Raw genomic sequence first — 20,546 nt, 5'->3', positions numbered from 1 at the left:
GTGCGTCAGCGCCGGGGTGCGGGGCTTTGTGCTGTGGAGCCGCGGACGACGAGCTGGACGGGGAGGGGCGTGGGTTCGGGGGTGCGTCCGGCGAGGACGTCGAGGAGGGTGGTCATGGCCAGTTCGCCGAAGTCCTCGGCGGGCAGGCGGACGGTGGTGAGTTCGGGTTCGACGGCGGTGGCGAGGGTGAGGTCGTCGAAGCCGGTGACGCTGAGGTCGTCGGGGACGTGCAGGCCGAGGCGGCGTGCGGCCTTGCAGGCGCCCGCGGCGAGGACGTCGTCGTCGCAGATGAGGGCGGTGGGGCGGGGGCCGGGTGCGGTGAGGGCGGCTTCGGTGGCGGTGCGGGCGTCGTCGACGGTGAGGGCGGCCTTGACGGTGCGGTGCCGGGCGCCGGTGCCGTGCAGGGCGGTGGCGAGGGTGTCGCGGCGTACGTCGAAGGTCCAGGAGTCGATGTCGGCGGTGAGGTGGAGCAGGTCGCGGTGGCCGAGGGCGAGGAGGTGTTCGGCGGCCTGCCGGGTGCCGTCGGCGATGTCGAGGTTGACGGTGGCGGCGCCGAGGCTGTGGGCGGGGTCGCTGTCGAGCATGACGAGGGGGAGGGCGTCGCCGCGGAGGGTGGCGAGGGCGTCGGAGGCCATGGAGGAGGCGAGGACGCCGTCGAGGGCGGCGCGGGCGGAGCTGAAGGGGTCGCTGACGCGGGGGGCCTGGGTGGTGGCTCCGCTGGGGCCGACGCTGTCGGGGGAGGGGTAGAGGACGACGCTGAAGCCGTGCCGGGCGGCGACGCGGGCGGCGCCGGTGTGCAGCCGGGCGAAGAACTCGTTGGTGAGGGCGGGGACGACGAGGAGTGCGGTGCGGGTGCGGCCGAGGCGGAGGTTGCGGGCGGCGAGGTTGGGGCGGTAGCCGAGTTCGCGGGCGGTGGCGCGGACGCGTTCGGCGGTGCGCTCGGCGACGCGGCCGTGCCATTTGTCGCCGAGGACGAGGGAGACGGTGGCCTGCGAGACGCCGGCCGCGCGGGCGACGTCGCGGCTGGTGGGGCGGGGGGCCGTGGTGTCGTGCGGGGGCGTGGCCACGGACGTCTCCTGGTGGGGTGGTCGCCGCCGTGGGGCGGGGTGCTTGGTGGACTGGGAACAGCGCTCATGGTACGTATGACGCGCGACGTTATACGTAACACTTGGGGCGCTGTGGCGCACGGGCGGGCGAGGAGAGCTCACTGATGGCTTCCGGTTACGGCGAGATCCTGCGCGCGCGGTACGCGACGCGATTGCTCGCGGGCACACTTGTGGGCCGTTTGCCCAATGCGACGGCGGCGATCGCCATCGTCCTCTTCGTGCGCGCGGAGGGCGGGACGTACAGCCTGGCGGGCGCGCTCGCGGCGGTGTACGCCGTCGCGACGGCGGTGGGGCAGCCCCTCCTCGGACGCCTGGTGGACCTGTACGGGCAGCCGCGCGTGATGCTGCCCGCGGCGGTGGCGTCGGCGCTCGGCATGGCGCTGTTCGCGGTCACCGGGCCGGACGCGCCGGTCGCCGCGTACACCGCGATGGTGATCGCGGGGGTGTTCACGCCGCCCCTGGAGGGCGGTCTGCGGGCGCTGTGGCCGGATGTGCTCGGCAAGGAGGAGCAGGTCCACACGGCGTACGCGATGGACGCGGTGGCGCAGGAAGTGATGTTCACGGTCGGGCCGTTGCTGGTGACGGGCATCGTGTCGCTGTGGTCGGCGCAGGCGGCGCTCCTGGTGGTGAACGCCATCGGGGTGCTCGGCGCGCTCTCGGTGGTGGTGTCGCGGCCCTCGCGCGCCTGGCGCTCGGCGCCCCGGGAGGCGCACTGGCTCGGTGCCCTGCGCTCGCCGGGGCTGCTCGCGCTGCTCGCGGCGTTCCTGTGCGTGGGGACGGCGCTCGGGGCGATCACGGTGGCGGGGGTCAGCTACGCGGACGGGCACGGCGGCGACGCGGTGTACGGCTGGATGATGGCGGGCCTGGGCCTGGGCGCCCTGCTCGGCGGTGTGGTCTACGGGGCGCGGCAGTGGAGCGGCGTGCCGGAGCGGCGCCTGGTCGTCCTGGTGGCGCTCCTCGCGGTCTTCTATCTGCCGCTGGTGCTCACGCCGGGCGCGGTGGGGATGGTGGCGCTGACGTCGCTGGCGGGCGTGTTCCTGGCGCCGGCGCTCGCGTGCGCGTTCATCGTGGTGGACCGGCACGCGCCGCGGGGCACGGTCACGGAGGCGTTCTCGTGGCTGGTGACGACGTTCACGGTGGGCACGGCGGTGGGCACGGCCGTCGGCGGCCCGGTGGTCGAGCGGGGCGGCACGGAGTGGGCGTTCGCGGTGCCGGGCCTCGCCGGGGCGGCCGCGGTGGTGGTGCTGTTGTGCACCAGGAGGGTGCTCACGGTGAGTGGTGCGGGTGTGGTCGTCGCGGCCGATACAGGTGTGAGCTCTTCGGAAACTGATCGAAACGGTACTGTCGAACCCGGTTTCAGTGCGGGGCATCGGGCGTAATGTTCTGGCATGGACCGCCGCATTTTCGGGCTGGAGAACGAGTACGGTGTCACGTGCACGTTCAGGGGACAGCGCCGTCTGTCGCCTGACGAAGTGGCGCGCTACCTCTTCCGCCGTGTTGTGTCATGGGGCCGCAGCAGCAACGTCTTTCTGCGGAACGGCGCCCGTCTGTATCTGGACGTGGGCTCACACCCGGAATACGCAACACCCGAGTGTGACAACGTGACCGAGCTGGTCACCCACGACAAGGCCGGCGAGCGCATTCTGGAAGGCCTGCTCGTCGACGCCGAGCGCCGCCTGCACGAGGAGGGAATCGCGGGCGACGTCTATCTGTTCAAGAACAACACCGACTCGGCGGGAAACTCATATGGTTGCCATGAGAACTATCTCGTGGCCCGCCATGGTGAGTTCTCGCGCCTCGCGGACATCCTGATTCCGTTCCTCGTCACCCGACAACTGCTGTGCGGTGCGGGCAAGGTGCTCCAGACGCCGCGGGGCGCCGTCTACTGCGTGAGCCAGCGGGCGGAGCACATCTGGGAGGGCGTGTCGTCGGCGACGACGCGCTCCCGGCCCATCATCAACACGCGTGACGAGCCGCACGCGGACGCCGAGCGCTACCGCCGTCTGCACGTGATCGTCGGCGACTCGAACATGTCCGAGACGACGATGCTCCTGAAGGTCGGCGCGACCGATCTGGTGCTCCGCATGATCGAGGCGGGCACGGTGATGCGCGACCTGACCCTGGAGAACCCGATCCGGGCGATCCGCGAGGTCAGCCACGACACGACGGGCCGCCGCAAGGTCCGGCTCGCCAGCGGCCGGGAGGCCTCGGCGCTCGAGGTCCAGCGCGAGTACTACGAGAAGGCGGTCGACTTCGTCGAGCGCCGCGGCATCCGCACGGGCACGGTCGAGCAGGTCCTGGAGCTGTGGGGGCGCACCCTCGACTCGATCGAGTCCGAGGACCTGGACCGCATCGCCACGGAGATCGACTGGGTGATGAAGTACAAGCTCATCGAGCGGTACCGGGCGAAGAACAACATGACGATGTCGCACCCGAGGGTCGCGCAGATAGACCTCGCGTACCACGACATCCACCGCCGCCGGGGCCTGTACTACCTCCTGGAGCGGAAGGGACAAGCCGCGCGGATCTGCAACGACTTGAAGATCTTCGAGGGCAAGTCGGTGCCGCCGCAGACCACCCGGGCGCGGCTGCGCGGTGACTTCATCCGCCGGGCGCAGGAGCAGCGCCGCGACTTCACGGTGGACTGGGTGCACCTGAAGCTGAACGACCAGGCGCAGCGCACGGTGTTGTGCAAGGACCCGTTCCGCTCGGTGGACGACCGGGTGGAGAAGCTCATCGCCGGGATGTGAGGGAGCGGCGGGCCCGGCCCGCCGCCGTTCGGCCGGTCCCCGGGACCGGTGAGACGTCAGTGCGTGGCGGGAACGCAACGCGGGGCGCCGCACGTTCCTCGTGCGGCGCCCTTCTCACTGCGTAGAGTTGCGCGCACGCCAACTGACAAGATCGAACGATACGAGGCCCCCACCGTGCGCCGACGCTCACTCCTCCTGGCCGTTCCGGCCGGCCTGCTGACCCTGGCCGGATGTGGTGACGACAAGTCCGACAAGGCCAAGTCCAAGGACAGCAGCTCCCCGACGAACTCGACGCCCCCCAAGGGCAAGATCGTCGACGGCCCTGTGCCCGAGATCACGAAGGGCACGAAGTTCGGCGAGAAGCCGACGGTGGCCAAGGGTTCCGGCAAGCCGTCCGCCGACCTCGCGGTGAAGACGATCATCGCGGGCAAGGGCGTCGAGGTCGCCAAGGGCGACTATCTCCAGGCCCACTATCTGGGCCAGATCTGGGACTCCGCGAAGGTCTTCGACAATTCCTACGACCGCAAGGCGCCCACGATCTTCCCGATCGGCGTCGGCCAGGTCATCCCGGGCTGGGACCAGGGCCTGGTCGGCAAGAAGGTCGACAGCCGCGTCGAGCTCGCCATCCCCCCGGTCCTCGGGTACGGCAAGGAGGGCAACAAGCAGGCGGGCATCAAGGGCACGGACACCCTGGTGTTCGTCGTCGACATCGTGAACACGTACGGCCCGAAGAGCTCCGCCAAGGGCGACGACGTCGCGCAGGACAACAAGGACCTGCCGAAGGTGGGGACGAACACCGACGGCAAGGCCCCCAAGGTCGACGTGCCGAAGACGGCCGCCCCCAAGAAGGTCGTCGCGACCTACGTCATCGAGGGCGACGGCGACAAGGTCAAGGAGAGCGACACGCTCCTGTGCCAGTACAAGGGCGTGCTCTGGGCGGACGGCAAGGAGTTCGACTCCTCGTACAAGAGCGGTCAGCTCACGCAGTTCCAGCTCGCTCAGGTCATCCCGGGCTGGCGCCAGGGTCTGGTCGGCAAGAAGGTCGGCAGCCGCGTCCTGGTCGTCGTCCCGCCGAAGGACGGGTACGCGGACAAGCCGCCGCAGGGCAGCCCCATCAAGAAGGACTCCACGCTGGTCTTCTCCGTGGACATCCTCGCCAAGATGTGATCACCCCTGGGACGGATGGCAGACTGTCCCGGTTGCCCATCACGCACATGAGCAGGAGTTTTTCGTGAGCATCGACAAGCCCGAGGTCGACTTCCCCGTCGGTGAGCCCCCCACTGAGCTGCAGGTCAAGGACCTCTGGGAGGGTGACGGCGCCGTCGCCAAGGCGGGCGACTTCGTCAAGGTCCACTACGTGGGCGTGGCCTTCTCCACCGGTGAGGAGTTCGACGCCTCCTGGAACCGCGGCAACCCGCTGGAGTTCCAGCTCGGCGCCGGACAGGTCATCGCCGGCTGGGACCAGGGCGTGCAGGGCATGAAGGTCGGCGGCCGTCGCGAGCTGACCATCCCGGCGCACCTGGCGTACGGCGACCGCGGTGCCGGTGGCGGCCGCATCGCCCCGGGCGAGACGCTGATCTTCGTCTGTGACCTCGTGTCCGTCTGATCCGTCTGATCCGTCTGGTTCGTCTGAGACGGCTGACATGGCCGCGGCGGCTTTCGCCGTCCGGCCGGAGGTGTCCGTGGAGGGCCTGCGCCGGTGTCGGCGCGGGCCCTCCCGTCTTCTTCCGCCGTCCCCGGCCGGCTTCCGCCGGGGGCGTGCGCCGTGCCCTCGGCTTTTGCCACGACACGCCGTAGCGGTACGGTCATCGTTCGGAAGCACTGGTGAGCGGGGCACCTGGTGGCGGCGGTCGGTCGTCCACCGGGGAGCAGGGCCGAGAAAGGGCGTCGATGGCCATTGCCAAGGCCGAGCGGCTGATGAGTCTGGCGCTGTGTCTGCTCGGGACGAGGCGTCCGCTCAGCAAGCGTGAGCTCCGGGAGTCGATCGAGGCATACGTCGAGGCCTTCGGGCCGGGAAGAGGCGTGGCCTTCGGGCCCGGGCGGAGCGCTGCCGGGTCCGGTCGGGCCGCGGCCGGTGGGCCGGGGGCCGCCGCGTCGGCGGCCGAGGAGTCGTTCAACCGCATGTTCGAGCGCGACAAGGACGATCTGCGGGAGCTGGGCCTCGTCATCGAGACGGTGGAGAACCTGGACGGCGAGACGGGCTATCTCGCCCGCCGCGACAGCAACCGGCTGCCGCCGATCACGCTCGACGCCGAGGAGGCCGCGGCGCTCGGGCTCGCGGCGAAGGTGTGGCAGCAGGCGAGGCTCGCCGGTGCCGCGAGCGGCGCGCTGCACAAGCTGCGGGCTGCGGGTCTGCCCGAGGGCGTCGACCCGTACGAGGCGCACGGCGCCCTGGAGCCACGCATTCCCGTGCACGAGGCCGCGTTCGAGCCGCTGATGCTGGCCTGCCGTGACCGCAGGCCCGTCGTCTTCGACTACCGCAAGGCGACCGCGGCCCGGCCCGAGCAGCGCCATGTCGAGCCGTGGGCCCTCGAGTGCTGGCGCGGCCACTGGTACCTGGCGGGCTGGGACCGGGACCGCGAGGACGAGCGGGTCTTCCGGCTGTCCCGGATCACGGGCAAGGTCCGCTCGCGGGCGGGCAAGTTCAGGGCCGAGGTGCCCGACGTGGTGACCGTGCGGGAGACCGTGGCGAGCTGGGCGGGTGAGAAGGCGGACCGCACCGCGCTGATCCGGCTGCGCAAGGGCGCGGGCTATCCGCTGCGCGCCCGGGCCGTGGGCGCGCGGGAGCTGGACGGCGGCTGGGACGAGCTGGAGATTCCGTACGGGCACGGGCTCGATGCCTGGCTGGTGGAGTTCGGGCCCGACGTGGTGGTGCTCGAGCCCGCCGAGCTGCGGGCCGACGTGGTGGACCGGCTGCGTGCCGTGGCCAAGGGCTGAGGGGACGAGAGCGAGCAATGGCCGCGAACGCCATCGACCAGACCCGGCGGATGCTGTCCCTGGTGACGTATCTGCGCGAGCGCCCCGGGGCGCGCGTCGCGGATGTCGCGCGGGCCTTCGGCATCAGCCAGGACGAGCTGATCTCTGACCTGGACGTGCTTCCGCTGTGCGGGACCAGCTTCCGCGGGGGCGATCTGCTCGACATCGACACGGACGGTGACCGCATCTGGTGGCACAATCCGGACGCGCTCGGGGCGGACGCGGCGGAGCCGCTGCGGCTCGCCGCCGACGAGGCGACGGCGCTGCTGGTGGCGGCGCGCGCGGTGGCGACCCTGCCGGGCCTGCGCGAGAGCGACCGGCTCGCGCTCCTGCGGGCCACCGCGAAGCTGGAGGCGGCGGCCGGTGAGGCGGCCGGTGCCAGCTCGCGCCTCTCGGTGACCTTCGAGTCCGAGGGCGGTGTCTTCGCCGATGTGGACCGGGCGATCTCGGAGCGGCGCAGGCTGTGGATCCGCTACTACTCGCCCGCGCGCGACGAGCTCACCGAGCGCGAGATCGACCCGATCCGCCTGGTGAGCGTCGGCCACACCTATGTGGAGGCGTGGTGCCGCCGCTCCGAGGCGCGGCGCACCTTCCGGCTCGACCGGGTCGCCGAGATCAAGGTCCTGGACGAGCCGTCGGCGCCGCCCGAGATCGAGCTGCGGGACCTGTCGGAGGCGCTGGTGCAGCCCGCCGCCGAGGACCCCGAGGTGGTCGTGGAGGTCGGTCCCGGCGGCCGCTGGGTCGCGGAGTACTACCCGCACGACAGCGCGGAGGAGCTGCCCGACGGCGGTCTGCGCATCACGCTGCGCACCCCCGACCCGGCGTCGCTGCGCCGTCTCGCGCTGCGCCTGGGCGGCGACGGCCGCATCGTCTCGCCGCAGGACCTCGCGGACAGTGCCCGCCAGGCCGCCCGGGAGGCGCTGTCCGCCTACGACGGGATGCCGTACGGGGACGAGCGGGACGGGCGTGCGCCCCTCGCGCCGGGTCCCGGCGCGTCGGGTGAGCGTGGGGCGTGAGGGCGCGGGGCACGGTGAGGGAGCGCGTGGAAGCGGGGCGTCCGCCAGCCGGCGCCCGTGGCCGGGGCTCCCGTGGGGCGCGGACGCCAGGCGACGGCGGGCGCGGCCGGGCCCGGGGGAGTGGTGCAGGCCGATTTGTGCGCGCGGAGGTGCCGGGGGCCGCGACCGGGGACGGGGGCGCGGGGTGGACGCCGTTCTCGTCAGGGCGTGACCGTGCGTCGTCGGGCAGGTTCGCGCCCAGGCCTGACCGTGGGTCATCGGACCAGTTCCGGCCGGGGCGCGGCCCCGGCCCCCGACGCGACCCCTCTGCGGTGTGCGACCGCGTGCCCGTGCGCGGCCGTGCGCCGGGGCACGACCGTGCGCCGAAGCGGTGGCGCGGGCCGGGATGCGACCGTGTGCCGAGGCACGACGGCGAGGCGCGACGCGGGACGGGGCCGCGGCCGACCGGGGTGAGGTCGCAGCGCCCGCGCGGTGGTGCGTGGGAACCCGCGCGGTGGAAGGTCGAGAGCGCGGAGAACAGAGCCGAGGAGACTTGCACAGTATGTCACTGATGCCCCTTACGCCCCGCCCGGTGGCCGTCCTCTTCAAGGCCGCCTGCCCCGACTGCCGCGCGCGCTTCGAACTGGCGGCGGGCGCGCTGCGGTTGGCGATCGGTGCCAGCCGCCGCACCACGTTCTACTCCTTCACCTGCCCCGAGTGCGGCACCGCCGTCCGCAAGCCCGCGGGGGAGCGCATCGTCGAACTCCTCACCGGCGGCGGGGTACGCACGCTGCGCCTGCACTCGACCGTCTAGGCTCGACGCATGTTCTGGGCGATGCTGGCGGTGACCGTGGGATTCTGCGGTCTCGCCGTTCTGGGTGTGTTCGCGATCAAGGTCTTCGTGGAGGCCCAGCGGCTCGGGCGCCAAGTGACCGAGACCACACGGCGGATCAACCGTGCGGCCGAGGACCTGGAGCGGGCCGCGGCCGGTGTGGCCAAGGCGAGCCGGGACGTCGTCTGAGCGTCCGGGGATGTCGCCCCGGGCCCCGGGGCGACTTGCCGAGGTGGCCGTCGCCCACCGCCATGCGGCCTGCCGCCTGCCCCGACCGTCCGGGTACGCTGCTGAAGTGGTCCGAAATGTGAGGCGCGGGCCGCAACTGGGAGTATGCACGGGGATTGCCCCGCGTTTACTCCAGGGGGTTACGATCGCTGCCAAGCCCGGTGGTCGGACGACTGTCCGACAGCCGGTCCCGAAATCTGACGCCTCGGTGAAGAAGGTAGACAGCTATGGGTAGGCTCGGCCCCACCGAGATCATCCTGATCCTCGTCATCCTGGTCCTGCTCTTCGGTGCGAAGAAGCTCCCGGACATGGCCCGGTCCCTCGGCAAGTCGGCCCGCATCCTCAAGAGCGAGGCCAAGGCGATGAAGTCGGACGGCAAGCAGGACGAGGCCGCCCCGGCCGACCCGCCCGCCGACAAGTCCGCTCCGCAGCAGCGCACCATCCAGGCGGCTCCCGGCGATGTGAGCAGCTCCCGTCCGGTCGCCGAGCCGACCGACCACACGACGAAGCGCTGACCCAAGGCCGGCCCCGACGGTCGGCCTGCCGCACGAGATGAGGACGTGGGTTGCTCAAGTCTGCCCGCAAGAAGGAGAGGGACCCCGAGGGGCGGATGCCTCTCGCGGACCATTTGCGTGAGCTCCGCAACCGGCTCGCGAAGGGAATGCTGGCGATCGTCGTCGTGTCGATCGTCGCCGCGTTCTACAGCGAGGAACTCATGGAGTTCCTCTCCGACCCGGTGCCGCGCTGCGAGGACGGCAAGCCCACCACGGGCGGCGTCTGCGCCAAGGTCGCGTACATGGACCTGCTCTCGCCGTTCACCACGACGGTGAAGGTGTCCCTCATGGTCGGCGTCGTGGTGGCCAGCCCCGTCTGGCTGTACCAGCTCTGGGCCTTCGTCGCGCCCGGGCTGCACAAGCACGAGCGCAAGTACACCTATGCCTTCGTCGCCGCGGCCGTGCCGCTGTTCCTCGGCGGTGCCTGGCTGGCGTACGAGATCATGCCCATCAGCATGCGGGTGCTGCTGAGCATCACTCCGGACGGCTCCGAGAACATCCTGCCCATGGACAAGATCCTGGACTTCAGCGTCCGGATGGTCCTGGTCTTCGGTGTCTCCTTCGAACTGCCACTGCTGCTCGTCATGTTGAACATGACGGGCATCGTCACCGGACGCCGCATGCTCACCTGGTGGCGCGGCGTCGTGATGGGCGTGTTCGTCTTCGGCGCCGTGGCGACCCCGACGACCGACCCGTTCGGCATGATCGCCCTCGCCGGTCCCATCGTGGTCCTGTACTTCCTGGCCGTCGGCTTCTCCATCCTCAACGACAAGCGTCGCCGCCGCTCCGACCCGGACGCGGAGCTGGACGACGACGAGGCCTCCGACCTCGACCTGACGCCGCAGCCGGTGGACGACATCGAGCCCGTCCCCGCGGCCAAGGCCGTACCGGAGCAGGTGAACGGCGACGGCGGCCGCTCGTCGAAGTACAACGGCTACGACGACGTCACCTGACGCCGAGCGCCGCCGCGAGCGCGCCAGAGCACAGGGGCCGGACGCCCATCGCGTCCGGCCCCTTCTGGTTGGCGGGCGGCGCGCTGTGTAGGGTCCGCCCCGTGACCAGCGAGATCACCCTCTTCGTGAATCCCACCGCGGGCCGCGGCCGCGGCGCGCACGCCGCCCAGCCCGCCGCCGCGGCGCTGCGCGCGTCCGGGTTCTCCGTGCGCACCGTCATCGGCGAGGACGCCGGGGACGCGCTGCGCCGGGCCCGCGCCGCCGTCGACGGCGGCACCGGGGCGCTGATAGCCGTCGGCGGCGACGGCATGGCGAACCTCGCCCTCCAGGCCGTCGCCGGGACCCGCACCCCGCTCGGTGTGATCGCGGTGGGCACCGGCAACGACTTCGCGCGCGCCCTCGGCCTGCCCGTGCGCGAGCCCGCGGCCGCCGGGGCGCTGGTCGCCGACGCGCTCAAGGGCGCCCGGACGCGGGACGTCGACCTCGGCCGGGTGGGGGAGACCTGGTTCGGCACGGTGCTCGCCTCCGGCTTCGACTCGCGCGTCAACGACCGCGGCAACCGCATGCGCTGGCCCACCGGACGCTTCAAGTACGACCTGGCGATGATCGCCGAACTGGCCGCCTTCAAGCCCATCCCGTACCGCCTCACGCTCGACGGCGGCGAGGCGCGCGAGGTCGAGGCCACACTGGTCGCGGTCGGCAACGGCTCCTCGTACGGCGGCGGGATGCGGATCTGCGCCGGGGCCGACATGGGCGACGGCCTCTTCGACGTCACGGTCGTCGGCGACTGCAGCCGCAGCACGCTCCTGACGGTGTTCCCGCGCGTCTACAAGGGCACGCACCTGGACCACCCCAAGGTCACCGTGCACCGCGCCGCGAAGGTCGAGCTTGTGGCCGCGGACGTCACCGGGTATGCCGACGGGGAGCGGCTCGGGCCGCTGCCCCTGACCGCGGAGTGCGTCCCCGCGGCCGTCCGCGTGCTCGGGCCCTGAACCGGCTCCCGGCCGGGAGCCGGGGCCCCTGACCTGGGGGTCCCGATAATGATCGTCCGATGTCAGCGGTGGCCGGTAGGCTCGAAAGCACGATGACAGAGGACCTCTCACCGGCCGAGCGATATGCGGCAGCGCGGCAGCGCGCTGCCGAGCAGGCCACCGCGCTCGCGTCCTTCCGCGCGATGTACGAATTCGGCCTCGACCCCTTCCAGATCGAGGCCTGTCAGGTGCTCGAAGCGGGCAAGGGCGTGCTGGTCGCCGCGCCCACGGGCTCCGGCAAGACGATCGTCGGCGAGTTCGCCGTGCACCTCGCCCTCCAGCAGGGCAAGAAGTGCTTCTACACCACGCCGATCAAGGCGCTCTCCAACCAGAAGTACGCCGACCTCGCCAAGCGCTACGGCGCGGACCAGGTCGGCCTGCTCACCGGTGACAACAGCGTCAACTCCGAGGCACCGGTGGTCGTCATGACCACCGAAGTGTTGCGGAACATGCTGTATGCGGGCTCGCAGTCGCTGCTCGGCCTCGGCTATGTCGTCATGGACGAGGTGCACTACCTCTCGGACCGCTTCCGCGGCGCCGTCTGGGAGGAAGTGATCATCCACCTGCCGGAGTCGGTCACCCTGGTCTCCCTCTCGGCCACCGTGTCGAACGCCGAGGAGTTCGGCGACTGGCTCGACACGGTCCGGGGCGACACCGAAGTGATCGTCTCCGAGCACCGGCCGGTGCCGCTGTTCCAGCACGTCCTCGCCGGACGGCGGATGTACGACCTCTTCGAGGAGGAGGGCCGCCGCAAGACGGTCAACCCCGACCTGACCCGCATGGCCCGCATGGAGGCCAGCCGGGGGTACAACCCGCGCGACCGCCGCAAGGGCAAGATGGTCCGCGAGGCCGACCGTGAGCGCGAGCGCCGCCAGCGGTCCCGGATCTGGACGCCCTCGCGCCCCGAAGTCATCGAGCGGCTCGACGCCGAGGGCCTGCTGCCCGCCATCACCTTCATCTTCAGCCGCGCCGGCTGCGAGGCAGCCGTCCAGCAGTGCCTGTACGCGGGCCTGCGGCTGAACGACGACGCGGCGCGCCTGGCGGTGCGCGAACTGGTCGAGGAGCGCACGGCCGCCATTCCGAACGAGGACCTGCACGTCCTCGGGTACTACGAGTGGCTGGAGGGCCTGGAGCGCGGCATCGCCGCCCACCACGCGGGCATGCTGCCCACCTTCAAGGAAGTCGTGGAGGAGCTGTTCGTCCGGGGCCTGGTCAAGGCCGTCTTCGCCACGGAGACCCTCGCCCTCGGCATCAACATGCCCGCGCGCAGCGTGGTCCTGGAAAAGCTCGTGAAGTGGAACGGCGAGCAGCACGCCGACATCACCCCGGGCGAGTACACCCAGCTGACCGGCCGCGCCGGGCGCCGAGGCATCGACGTCGAAGGCCACGCGGTGGTGCTCTGGCAGCGCGCCATGAGCCCCGAGCACCTGGCGGGCCTCGCGGGCACGCGCACGTATCCGCTGCGCTCCAGCTTCAAGCCGTCGTACAACATGGCGGTGAATCTGGTCGCGCAGTTCGGCCGCCACCGCTCGCGGGAGCTCCTTGAGACGTCCTTCGCGCAGTTCCAGGCCGACCGCTCGGTCGTCGGCATCTCCCGCCAGGTCCAGCGCAACGAGGAGGGTCTTGAGGGCTACAAGGCCTCCATGACCTGCCACCTCGGCGACTTCGAGGAGTACGCGCGGCTGCGCAGGGATCTCAAGGACCGCGAGACCGAGCTGGCCAAGCAGGGCGCGGTGCAGCGCAGGTCCGCCGCCGCGGCCGCCCTGGAGAAGCTCAAGCCGGGCGATGTGATCCACGTGCCGACGGGCAAGTACGCGGGCCTCGCCCTGGTCCTCGACCCGGGCCTGCCCGCAGGCCGGGCCAACGGCCACCGCGGCTTCGACCACCAGGACGGCCCGCGCCCCCTGGTGCTCACCGCCGAGCGGCAGGTCAAGCGCCTCGCCGCGATGGACTTCCCGGTGCCGGTGGAGCCCGTGGAGCGGATGCGCATCCCCAAGTCGTTCAACGCGCGCTCCCCGCAGTCGCGTCGCGACCTGGCGTCGGCGCTGCGCACCAAGGCCGGGCACATCCCGGCCGAGCGGCACCGCAAGGGCCGCGCGGCCGCCGCCGACGACCGCGAGATCGCCCGGCTGCGCACCGAGCTGCGCGCCCACCCCTGCCACGGCTGCGACGAGCGCGAGGACCACGCCCGCTGGGCCGAGCGCTACCACCGCCTCAAGCGCGACACGCACCAGCTGGAGCGCCGCATCGAGGGCCGGACGAACACCGTCGCGCGCACCTTCGACCGCATCGTCGCCCTCCTCACCGAGCTGGACTATCTGCGCGGCGACGACGTCACCGAGCACGGCAAGCGCCTCGCCCGGCTGTACGGCGAGCTGGACCTGCTGGCGAGCGAATGCCTGCGGGCCGGCGTCTGGGAGGGCCTGGACCCGGCCGAACTGGCCGCGTGCGTCTCGGCGTTGGTGTATGAGGCACGCGTCGGCGACGACGCGCTCGCGCCCAAGCTGCCCTCCGGCAAGGCCAAGGCCGCGCTCGGCGAGACGGTCCGCATCTGGGGCCGCCTCGACGCGCTCGAGGAGGAGTTCCGGATCAGCCAGACCGAGGGCGTGGGGCAGCGCGAGCCCGACCTGGGCTTCGCCTGGGCGGCGTACATGTGGGCGAGCGGCAAGGGCCTCGACGAGGTGCTGCGCGAGGCGGAGATGCCCGCCGGTGACTTCGTGCGCTGGTGCAAGCAGGTCATCGACGTGCTCGGGCAGATCTCCGCGGCGGCCTCCGGCGAGGGCGGCACCGTCGCCAGGAACGCCCGCAAGGCGGTCGACCAGCTCCTTCGCGGAGTGGTGGCGTACAGCTCCGTCGGCTGAGCGCGGCGCCGTCCGCGCGGACGGCTCATGAGGTGTGGCCCCCGCCGGGTGACTCGGCGGGGGCCACACGCGTGCCGGCCGGGGCCGTTGCGGCCGCCGGGAGTTGACGCCGGTCTCGTACACGCGGGGGCGGCCCGGGCTCGTACGGGGAGCGGGGGCGCGGTCGTGGGCGGGGTGATGGCGCTCGCACTCCGCCGTTCGAAGGGGTCACACCACGCGTTCGAATGATCGCGATGCGTGTAAATAAAGCTGAGTGTAGGCGTGTTGGCGGGCGCTCGCAGAGGGTTGCCGAATATGACTCCAGCGTGATGCGGGCGGACTAAGCTCGCCCGGAGCGCGACGAGTTGAACGAGTTGCGACAGATTCGCGCACTTGTTCGCGCTTTGTGTCTGATATTCGATACTTCGCTTTCCCGTACGCGTCGAAACCCCCACGTACCACCCCTGAGTTCCACCCTCACGTACAGAACTCCCCACGCACACCCCCCACATGGCGAACTCCCCGCGCACCACGTCGTTCTCCCAGGTACTACCTGAACCCCCGCGCACCACCAGATTTCGCAGGCACCACCCGAACCCCGCACACCACCCCGTGCACATCCCCCTTCCCCCCGATTTCCTCCCCCCCAAGACGAGTGTTCAGAGGGCATACATGGTGAGTGTTCAATCGCCTCCCGGTGGCCGAGAAGTCCCTTACGCACGCGTGCTGTTGCTGCCCGCCATGGTGATGGCGGCGGCGACCGGAGCCGCCGTCGCCGCCGTCGCGGTGCCGGCCCGGACCGCCGTGGCCTGGTGCGGCGCCGTCGCCACGCTCGTGGTGATCGCTGTCGGCGCCGAGGCCGCGCGCCGCGGCCGTGCCGTCCGGGAGCTGCGCAGGAGTCACGCCGAGCGGGTCGCCCACCTGGAGCGGCGCATCGCGGCCCTCGACGCGGACACCGAACGACTGGGCCAGGAGCTCCTTCCCGAGACCCTCTACCGGGTCCGGCAGGGCGAGGCGCCCTCCGAGGTCATCCGCCACGTCATCGACGGCGACGAGACCAACCGCCGGCTTCCGCTCTCGCAGCGCGTGCTGCTGCGCTCCATCCTGGACATCCTGGACCGCGAGGAGGCGATGCGCGAGAACGCCCAGCGCGCCTTCGTCAACATCGCCCGCCGCGTGCAGTCCATCGTCCACCAACAGGCCGCCGAACTCCGCGAGATGGAGGAGTTCCACGGCCGCAACCCCGAGGTCTTCGACGACCTGCTGCGCATCGACCACGGCACGGCCCTCATCGGCCGCCTCGCCGACTCGATCACGGTCCTCGGCGGCGCCCGGCCGGGCCGGCAGTGGCCCAAGCCGGTGCCGCTGTTCAGTGTGTTGCGCGGCGCCATGTCCCGCATCCTGGAGTACCAGCGCGTCGACCTGCACTCCATCGCCAAGGTCGCCATCCACGGCACCAAGGTCGAGCCGCTCATCCACGCCTGCGCCGAGCTCCTGGACAACGCCACCCGCTACTCGCCGCCGCAGACCCGCGTGCACGTCACCGCGGTCGAGGTGCAGACGGGCATCGCCATCGAGATCGAGGACGGCGGCGTCAGCCTCAGCGAGGAGGCCCGCGGCCGCGCCGAGCGCATGCTCGAACAGGCCCAGCAGGGCATGGACCTGAACGACCTCGGCGAGACCCCCCGGCTCGGCATGGCGGTCGTGGGACGGCTCTCGCAGATGTACAACATGCAGGTCTCCCTGCGGCAGTCCGCCTACGGCGGCGTGCGCGCCGTCCTGATCGTGCCGCGCGACATGCTCACCGCCGCGCCCGCGCACGGCCTCGCGCACGGCATCGGCGCCTCCGCCGTACCGCGCGTCAACGCCGACGGCACGATCATCGAGGAGGCCCGCGACATCCGGCGCAAGAAGCCGCGCAAGGTCACCACCGTGCCGCGCCCCTCCATGCCGTTCAGCGCGTCCATGGAGGACGAGATCCCCGAAGTCACCGAGTGGACGGCCAACGGCCTTCCACAGCGCAGGAGTCGAGTCAAGATGCCCCTCAGCCAGCGCTACGCGCAGGAGGCGGAGGCACAGCGGCGCGCCGAGGCGGCCCTGTCCGCCGGGCCACCGCAGGCCGTCAGCCAGCCCGCCCCGAAGAAGGAGGAACCCGAGCCCGGTCTGTGGATCGAGGCCTTCATGAAGGGCGTCAACGGCGAGGACCCGACCGCGGGCGACCAGCCCACCGACCCGGCGGCCCCGCAGCAGGTCCGCACCGAGAACGACCACGGCAGCACCGACCACGCCGACGAGGGGGGCTGGAAGTGATCCAGCAGCGAGCCAATTTCGACTGGATGCTCAAGGAGCTCGCCGACGGCGTGCACGGCACCCGGCAGATCGTGGTGCTCTCCGCCGACGGCCTGCGCATCGCGCGCCACGGCGGCGACCCCGACGGCGCCGACCGCCTCGCCGCCGCCTGCGCCGGACTGCAGAGCCTCGCCGCGGCCGTCGCCACCGAGATCCCGGAGAGCGACGGCAACATGCGCATGGTCATCATCGAGGTCAACGGCGGCTACTTCTACATGATGGCCGCGGGCGCGGGAGCCTATCTGGCCGTGCTCGCCGACGAGACCGTGGACGCGGGCCTGATCGGCAACCGCATGCGGGACCTCGTCGTCCGCATCGGCGCCCACCTGACGAGCCCGCCGCGGCGAGACGGGCAGGCCGTATGACTCATCCGCAAGACCTCCCGTACGACGATATCCACGACCCCCGCTTCCAGGCCGAGGTGGCCGCCCAGCGGGAGCGCCGCAGCCCGGAGACCGCCACGAACCCGGCGAGGCTCTACATCCTCACCGGTGAGGACTCCGAGCGTGCACCGCTCGACCTGGTCACGCTGATCGTCGCCAAGGGAGAGCCGTCGCCGACGGCGCAGCCGGAGCACTCCGCCCTGCTGCGCCTGTGCCGGACCCCGTTGTCCGTGGCGGAGCTCTCGGCCTATCTGGTGCTGCCGTTCAGCGTGGTGACCGTGCTTCTCACGGAGCTGCTCGCGGCGGACTTAGTGCAGGCGCGCGCTCCGCTCGTGCGCTCCGCGCTCCCCGACCGTTCCCTCCTCGAAGCGGTGATGCATGGACTTCAAAAGCTCTGACACGCTCACCTCCGGCGCGTTCGCAGGGCCGCGGGAGCAGGACGTCCTGCCGGCCACGGCCACCGCCGCCGTGAAGATCGTCATCGTGGGCGGCTTCGGGGTCGGCAAGACCACGATGGTGGGCTCCGTCAGCGAGATCCGTCCGCTGACCACCGAAGAGACCATGACGCAGGCCGGCATCGGCGTCGACGACAACTACGGCTCCGAGACCAAGACCGCCACGACCGTCGCCATGGACTTCGGGCGCATCAGCATCTCCGACGAACTGGTCCTCTATCTGTTCGGCACCCCGGGCCAGGAGCGGTTCTGGTTCCTGTGGAACGGCCTCTTCGAAGGCGCGCTCGGCGCGGTCGTGCTCATCGACACGCGCCGCCTCGAAGTCAGCTTCGACGTGATAGGCCGCCTGGAGGAGCGGGGCGTCCCGTTCATCATCGCCGTGAACGACTTCCCGGACGCGCCCCGGCACCCCGTCGAGGCCCTGCGCACAGCCCTCGACCTGGAGAAGGAGGTGCCGATCGTGCACTGCGACGCACGGCAGCGCTCCTCCAGCCGCGACGCGCTCCTCACCCTCATGCACTATCTGCACTCCCTCGCCATGGCCCGGGCCTAGGCCCGGCCGCACGACCCTTCGCGACCCCGGAGCGACCACCGTGACGACTCCCTCCTCACCCTCCTCTCCCGCCTCGTCCGGCCTCACCGCCGACGCCGCCGCGCCGCCCGGCTGCCCCGCGCACCGGGGAGCGTCCCTCGGCGCGGGCGGGCTGCGCCGCCTGTACGGACCCGAGGCCGACGAGGACCTCGCGGGCGTGTACGAGAAGCTGCGGGCCGAGCACGGCCCCGTGGCGCCGGCGCTGATCCACAACGACGTACGCGTCTGGGCGGTGCTCGGCCACAGCGAGAACCTGCACATGGTGCGCACGCCCTCGCAGTACACCCGGGACTCCCGCGTGTGGAGCGCCGTCAAGAACGGCACCGCGGGCCCCGACCACCCGCTCGCGCCCGTGTTCACCTGGCAGCCGATGTGCAGCTTCGCCGAGGGCGCCGAGCACCAGCGGCTGCGCGGCGCGGTCACCGGCGCCATGGCGGGCCTCGACCACCGCGGCATCCGCCGCCACATCAACCGCTACAGCAACAAGCTCCTCAACAGCATCTGCGAAAAGGGCGAGGCCGATCTGGTGAGCCAGTTCGCCGAGCACCTGCCGATGATGGTGATGCTGCACGTGCTCGGCATGCCCGAGGACTACAGCGACCGCATGGTGCAGGCCGCCCGCGACATGATCAAGGGCACCGAGACGGCCATCGCCAGCAACGCGTACGTAATGGAGGCCCTCACCCGGCACGTGGTGCGCCGTCGCGCGCAGCCCGAGGAGGACTTCACCAGCGCCCTGATCGCCCAGCCGCAGCAGCTCACCGACGACGAGATGGCGGAGCATCTGCGCCTGGTGCTCATCGCCGCGTACGAGGCGACGGCGAACCTGATCGCGAACGTGCTGCGGATGGTGCTCACCGACCCACGGTTCCGCGCCCAGCTCAGCGGCGGCCAGATGACCGTGCCCGAGGCGGTCGAGCAGTCGCTGTGGGACGAGCCGCCGTTCAGCGCGATGGTCGGGTACTTCGCCAAGCAGGACACCCAGCTCGGCGGCCAGCAGATCAAGGCGGGCGACGGCCTCCTGCTGGGCATCCAGCCCGGCAACGTGGACCCGGTCGTGCGCCCCGACCTGGCCGCCAACATGCAGGGCAACCGCTCCCACCTCGCCTTCAGCGGCGGGCCGCACGAGTGCCCGGGCCAGGACATCGGCCGCGCCATCGCCGACACCGGTGTGGACGCGCTCCTGATGCGGCTCCCGGACGTCGAACTGTCCGTGGACGAGTCCGAGCTGGCCTGGCGCTCGTCGATCCTGTCCCGGCACCTGGTGTCGCTGCCGGTGGCGTTCGGCAAGCGTCCGCCGCAGGACGTCACCGCCCGGCCGGTGGCGCAGGTGCCGACGCCGCGCAAGAGCTGGGAGGTGTCGTCGCCGATGCCGGAGGCGCTCGCGCCGCCCGCGGCCCCCGAGCCGCAGCCCGTGGCGAGTGCCCCGGCGGCCGCTCCGGCCCCGGTCCGCCGCAAGGGCGCCTGGCGGCGCTTCCTGGAGTGGTGGCGGGGCTACTAGACCCGCGGCGGCCCCTCTAGCCGTCGGCCCACGCCCCGGGCGACGTCCAGGCGTCCAGGGTCCGCCCGCTGACGAAGCGGTGTGCCGCGCCCGTGAGCGGATCCGTGAACTCCAGCGCGCGGGCCAGGAGTTGCAGCGGGCGCCGGAAGTCGTCCGGCGCCACGGGCGGCAGCACCTCGGGGTAGAGCGGGTCGCCCAGCAGGGGCAGGCCGAGGGCGTTCATGTGGACGCGCAGCTGATGGGTGCGGCCGGTGTGCGGGACGAGCCGGTAGCGCCCGAGTCGGCCGTCGTGCGCGAGGAGTTCGACCCGGCTCTCGCTGTTCGGCTCGGCGTCCGGCACCTCGTACGCGGCGAGCACGCCGCGCTCCTTGACGATGTGGCTGCGGACGGTGCGGGGCAGCGCGACGGCCGGGTCGTACGCGGCCACGGCCTCGTACTCCTTGTGCACCCGGCGGTCGCTGAACAGCGTCTGGTACGCCCCGCGCTCCTCGGGCCGCACGGTGAAGAGCAGCAGCCCGGCGGTGAGCCGGTCCAGGCGGTGCGCGGCGCCGAGCGCGGGGACGCCGAGGTCGGCGCGCAGCCGGGCGAGCGCGGTCTGCGTCACATGGCTGCCGCGCGGCATCGTCGCGAGGAAGTGCGGCTTGTCGACGACGACGATGTGCTCGTCGCGGTACACGACGTCGAGGGTGCCCGGGACCCGGGGCTCCGCGGGCAGCTCCCGGTGGAACCACACGTACAGGCCCGTCGCGTACGGGGTGTCCGGTGTGAGCGGGGCGCCGTCCGCGCCGACGATCCGGCCCTCGCGCAGCATCCGGTCGACGACGCCGGGCCCGGCCGCGAGCCGCGCCACGAGGTGCTCGCGCACGGTCGCGCAGGTGCCGTCGTCCAACGGGAGGCGCACCCGCACCGGGTCGACGCCGTCGCGTTGGGGGAGCGGGGCCGGGGGCACGCGGGGTTTTCGTGTCACGGCGGACCAGCGTACGGGGCGGCCGGGGGCCGTG

At 71.9% G+C, this 20,546-nt stretch carries 19 protein-coding genes; 17 read left to right on the top strand and 2 right to left on the bottom strand.

Features of this window, described 5'->3' with window-relative positions; all coding sequences use genetic code 11:
* Window positions 1-5: 5 nt before the first annotated feature.
* A complete protein-coding gene (locus IG74_RS0131585) occupies window positions 6-1,067 on the bottom strand; it encodes a LacI family DNA-binding transcriptional regulator (protein ID WP_030684323.1) in 1,062 nt (353 codons plus the stop codon).
* A 143-nt stretch (window positions 1,068-1,210) separates the two neighbouring features.
* On the opposite strand from IG74_RS0131585, the gene IG74_RS0131580 reads away from it, so the two are divergent.
* The 17 genes from IG74_RS0131580 to IG74_RS0131500 all read left to right on the top strand — a co-directional run bounded on the left by IG74_RS0131580 (window position 1,211) and on the right by IG74_RS0131500 (window position 19,545).
* Window positions 1,211-2,485, top strand: a complete 1,275-nt coding sequence (locus tag IG74_RS0131580; RefSeq protein WP_030684321.1) for an MFS transporter — start codon at window positions 1,211-1,213, stop codon at window positions 2,483-2,485.
* 9 nt (window positions 2,486-2,494) lie between these two features.
* On the top strand, window positions 2,495-3,856 hold the full coding sequence (gene pafA, locus IG74_RS0131575; RefSeq protein ID WP_030684318.1) for a Pup--protein ligase: 1,362 nt from the start codon (window positions 2,495-2,497) through the stop codon (window positions 3,854-3,856).
* Between the two features lie 174 nt (window positions 3,857-4,030).
* The gene (locus IG74_RS0131570; RefSeq protein ID WP_030684316.1) at window positions 4,031-5,023 is read left to right on the top strand and encodes an FKBP-type peptidyl-prolyl cis-trans isomerase; all 993 of its coding nucleotides are present in this window, start codon (window positions 4,031-4,033) and stop codon (window positions 5,021-5,023) included.
* 64 nt (window positions 5,024-5,087) lie between these two features.
* Entirely contained in the window at window positions 5,088-5,462 is a 375-nt protein-coding gene (locus tag IG74_RS0131565) for an FKBP-type peptidyl-prolyl cis-trans isomerase (RefSeq protein ID WP_030684314.1), read from the top strand.
* Window positions 5,463-5,746: 284 nt separating this feature from the next.
* Window positions 5,747-6,793, top strand: a complete 1,047-nt coding sequence (locus tag IG74_RS0131560; protein WP_030684313.1) for a helix-turn-helix transcriptional regulator — start codon at window positions 5,747-5,749, stop codon at window positions 6,791-6,793.
* 17 nt (window positions 6,794-6,810) lie between these two features.
* Complete coding sequence (locus tag IG74_RS0131555) at window positions 6,811-7,848, top strand: helix-turn-helix transcriptional regulator (RefSeq protein ID WP_030684310.1); 1,038 nt, start codon at window positions 6,811-6,813, stop codon at window positions 7,846-7,848.
* Between the two features lie 550 nt (window positions 7,849-8,398).
* Window positions 8,399-8,641, top strand: a complete 243-nt coding sequence (locus IG74_RS0131550) for a phage terminase large subunit family protein (RefSeq protein WP_225987050.1) — start codon at window positions 8,399-8,401, stop codon at window positions 8,639-8,641.
* 9 nt (window positions 8,642-8,650) lie between these two features.
* Window positions 8,651-8,848 (top strand): hypothetical protein, encoded by a 198-nt coding sequence (locus IG74_RS0131545; RefSeq protein WP_030684306.1) that lies wholly within the window; start codon window positions 8,651-8,653, stop codon window positions 8,846-8,848.
* 266 nt (window positions 8,849-9,114) lie between these two features.
* Window positions 9,115-9,402, top strand: coding sequence for a Sec-independent protein translocase subunit TatA (gene tatA / locus IG74_RS0131540; protein ID WP_030684304.1), 288 nt, complete (start codon window positions 9,115-9,117; stop codon window positions 9,400-9,402).
* A 95-nt stretch (window positions 9,403-9,497) separates the two neighbouring features.
* Window positions 9,498-10,394, top strand: a complete 897-nt coding sequence (gene tatC, locus IG74_RS0131535; RefSeq protein WP_051855719.1) for a twin-arginine translocase subunit TatC — start codon at window positions 9,498-9,500, stop codon at window positions 10,392-10,394.
* Window positions 10,395-10,495: 101 nt separating this feature from the next.
* A complete protein-coding gene (locus tag IG74_RS0131530) occupies window positions 10,496-11,386 on the top strand; it encodes a diacylglycerol kinase (protein ID WP_030684300.1) in 891 nt (296 codons plus the stop codon).
* Window positions 11,387-11,478: 92 nt separating this feature from the next.
* Window positions 11,479-14,286, top strand: coding sequence for a DEAD/DEAH box helicase (locus IG74_RS0131525; protein WP_030684298.1), 2,808 nt, complete (start codon window positions 11,479-11,481; stop codon window positions 14,284-14,286).
* 651 nt (window positions 14,287-14,937) lie between these two features.
* Window positions 14,938-16,575, top strand: coding sequence for an ATP-binding protein (locus tag IG74_RS0131520; protein ID WP_107059072.1), 1,638 nt, complete (start codon window positions 14,938-14,940; stop codon window positions 16,573-16,575).
* Window positions 16,572-16,979, top strand: a complete 408-nt coding sequence (locus IG74_RS0131515) for a roadblock/LC7 domain-containing protein (protein ID WP_030684294.1) — start codon at window positions 16,572-16,574, stop codon at window positions 16,977-16,979. Before IG74_RS0131520 ends, IG74_RS0131515 begins: the two co-directional genes overlap by 4 nt.
* The gene (locus tag IG74_RS0131510; protein WP_078869169.1) at window positions 16,976-17,395 is read left to right on the top strand and encodes a DUF742 domain-containing protein; all 420 of its coding nucleotides are present in this window, start codon (window positions 16,976-16,978) and stop codon (window positions 17,393-17,395) included. The genes IG74_RS0131515 and IG74_RS0131510 overlap by 4 nt, the downstream gene beginning before the upstream one ends.
* On the top strand, window positions 17,376-18,005 hold the full coding sequence (locus IG74_RS0131505) for a GTP-binding protein (protein WP_030684291.1): 630 nt from the start codon (window positions 17,376-17,378) through the stop codon (window positions 18,003-18,005). Before IG74_RS0131510 ends, IG74_RS0131505 begins: the two co-directional genes overlap by 20 nt.
* Before the next feature lie 40 nt (window positions 18,006-18,045).
* Window positions 18,046-19,545, top strand: a complete 1,500-nt coding sequence (locus tag IG74_RS0131500) for a cytochrome P450 (protein ID WP_030684288.1) — start codon at window positions 18,046-18,048, stop codon at window positions 19,543-19,545.
* Window positions 19,546-19,561: 16 nt separating this feature from the next.
* Here the strand turns inward: IG74_RS0131500 and IG74_RS0131495 are convergent, their stop codons facing one another.
* Entirely contained in the window at window positions 19,562-20,512 is a 951-nt protein-coding gene (locus tag IG74_RS0131495; protein ID WP_030684286.1) for a pseudouridine synthase, read from the bottom strand.
* Window positions 20,513-20,546 lie beyond the last annotated feature (34 nt).

It is taken from the genome of Streptomyces sp. NRRL B-1347 (genome assembly GCF_000720325.1).
Taxonomy (GTDB): domain Bacteria; phylum Actinomycetota; class Actinomycetes; order Streptomycetales; family Streptomycetaceae; genus Streptomyces.
This window is presented reverse-complemented; position numbering and strand designations above follow the sequence as displayed.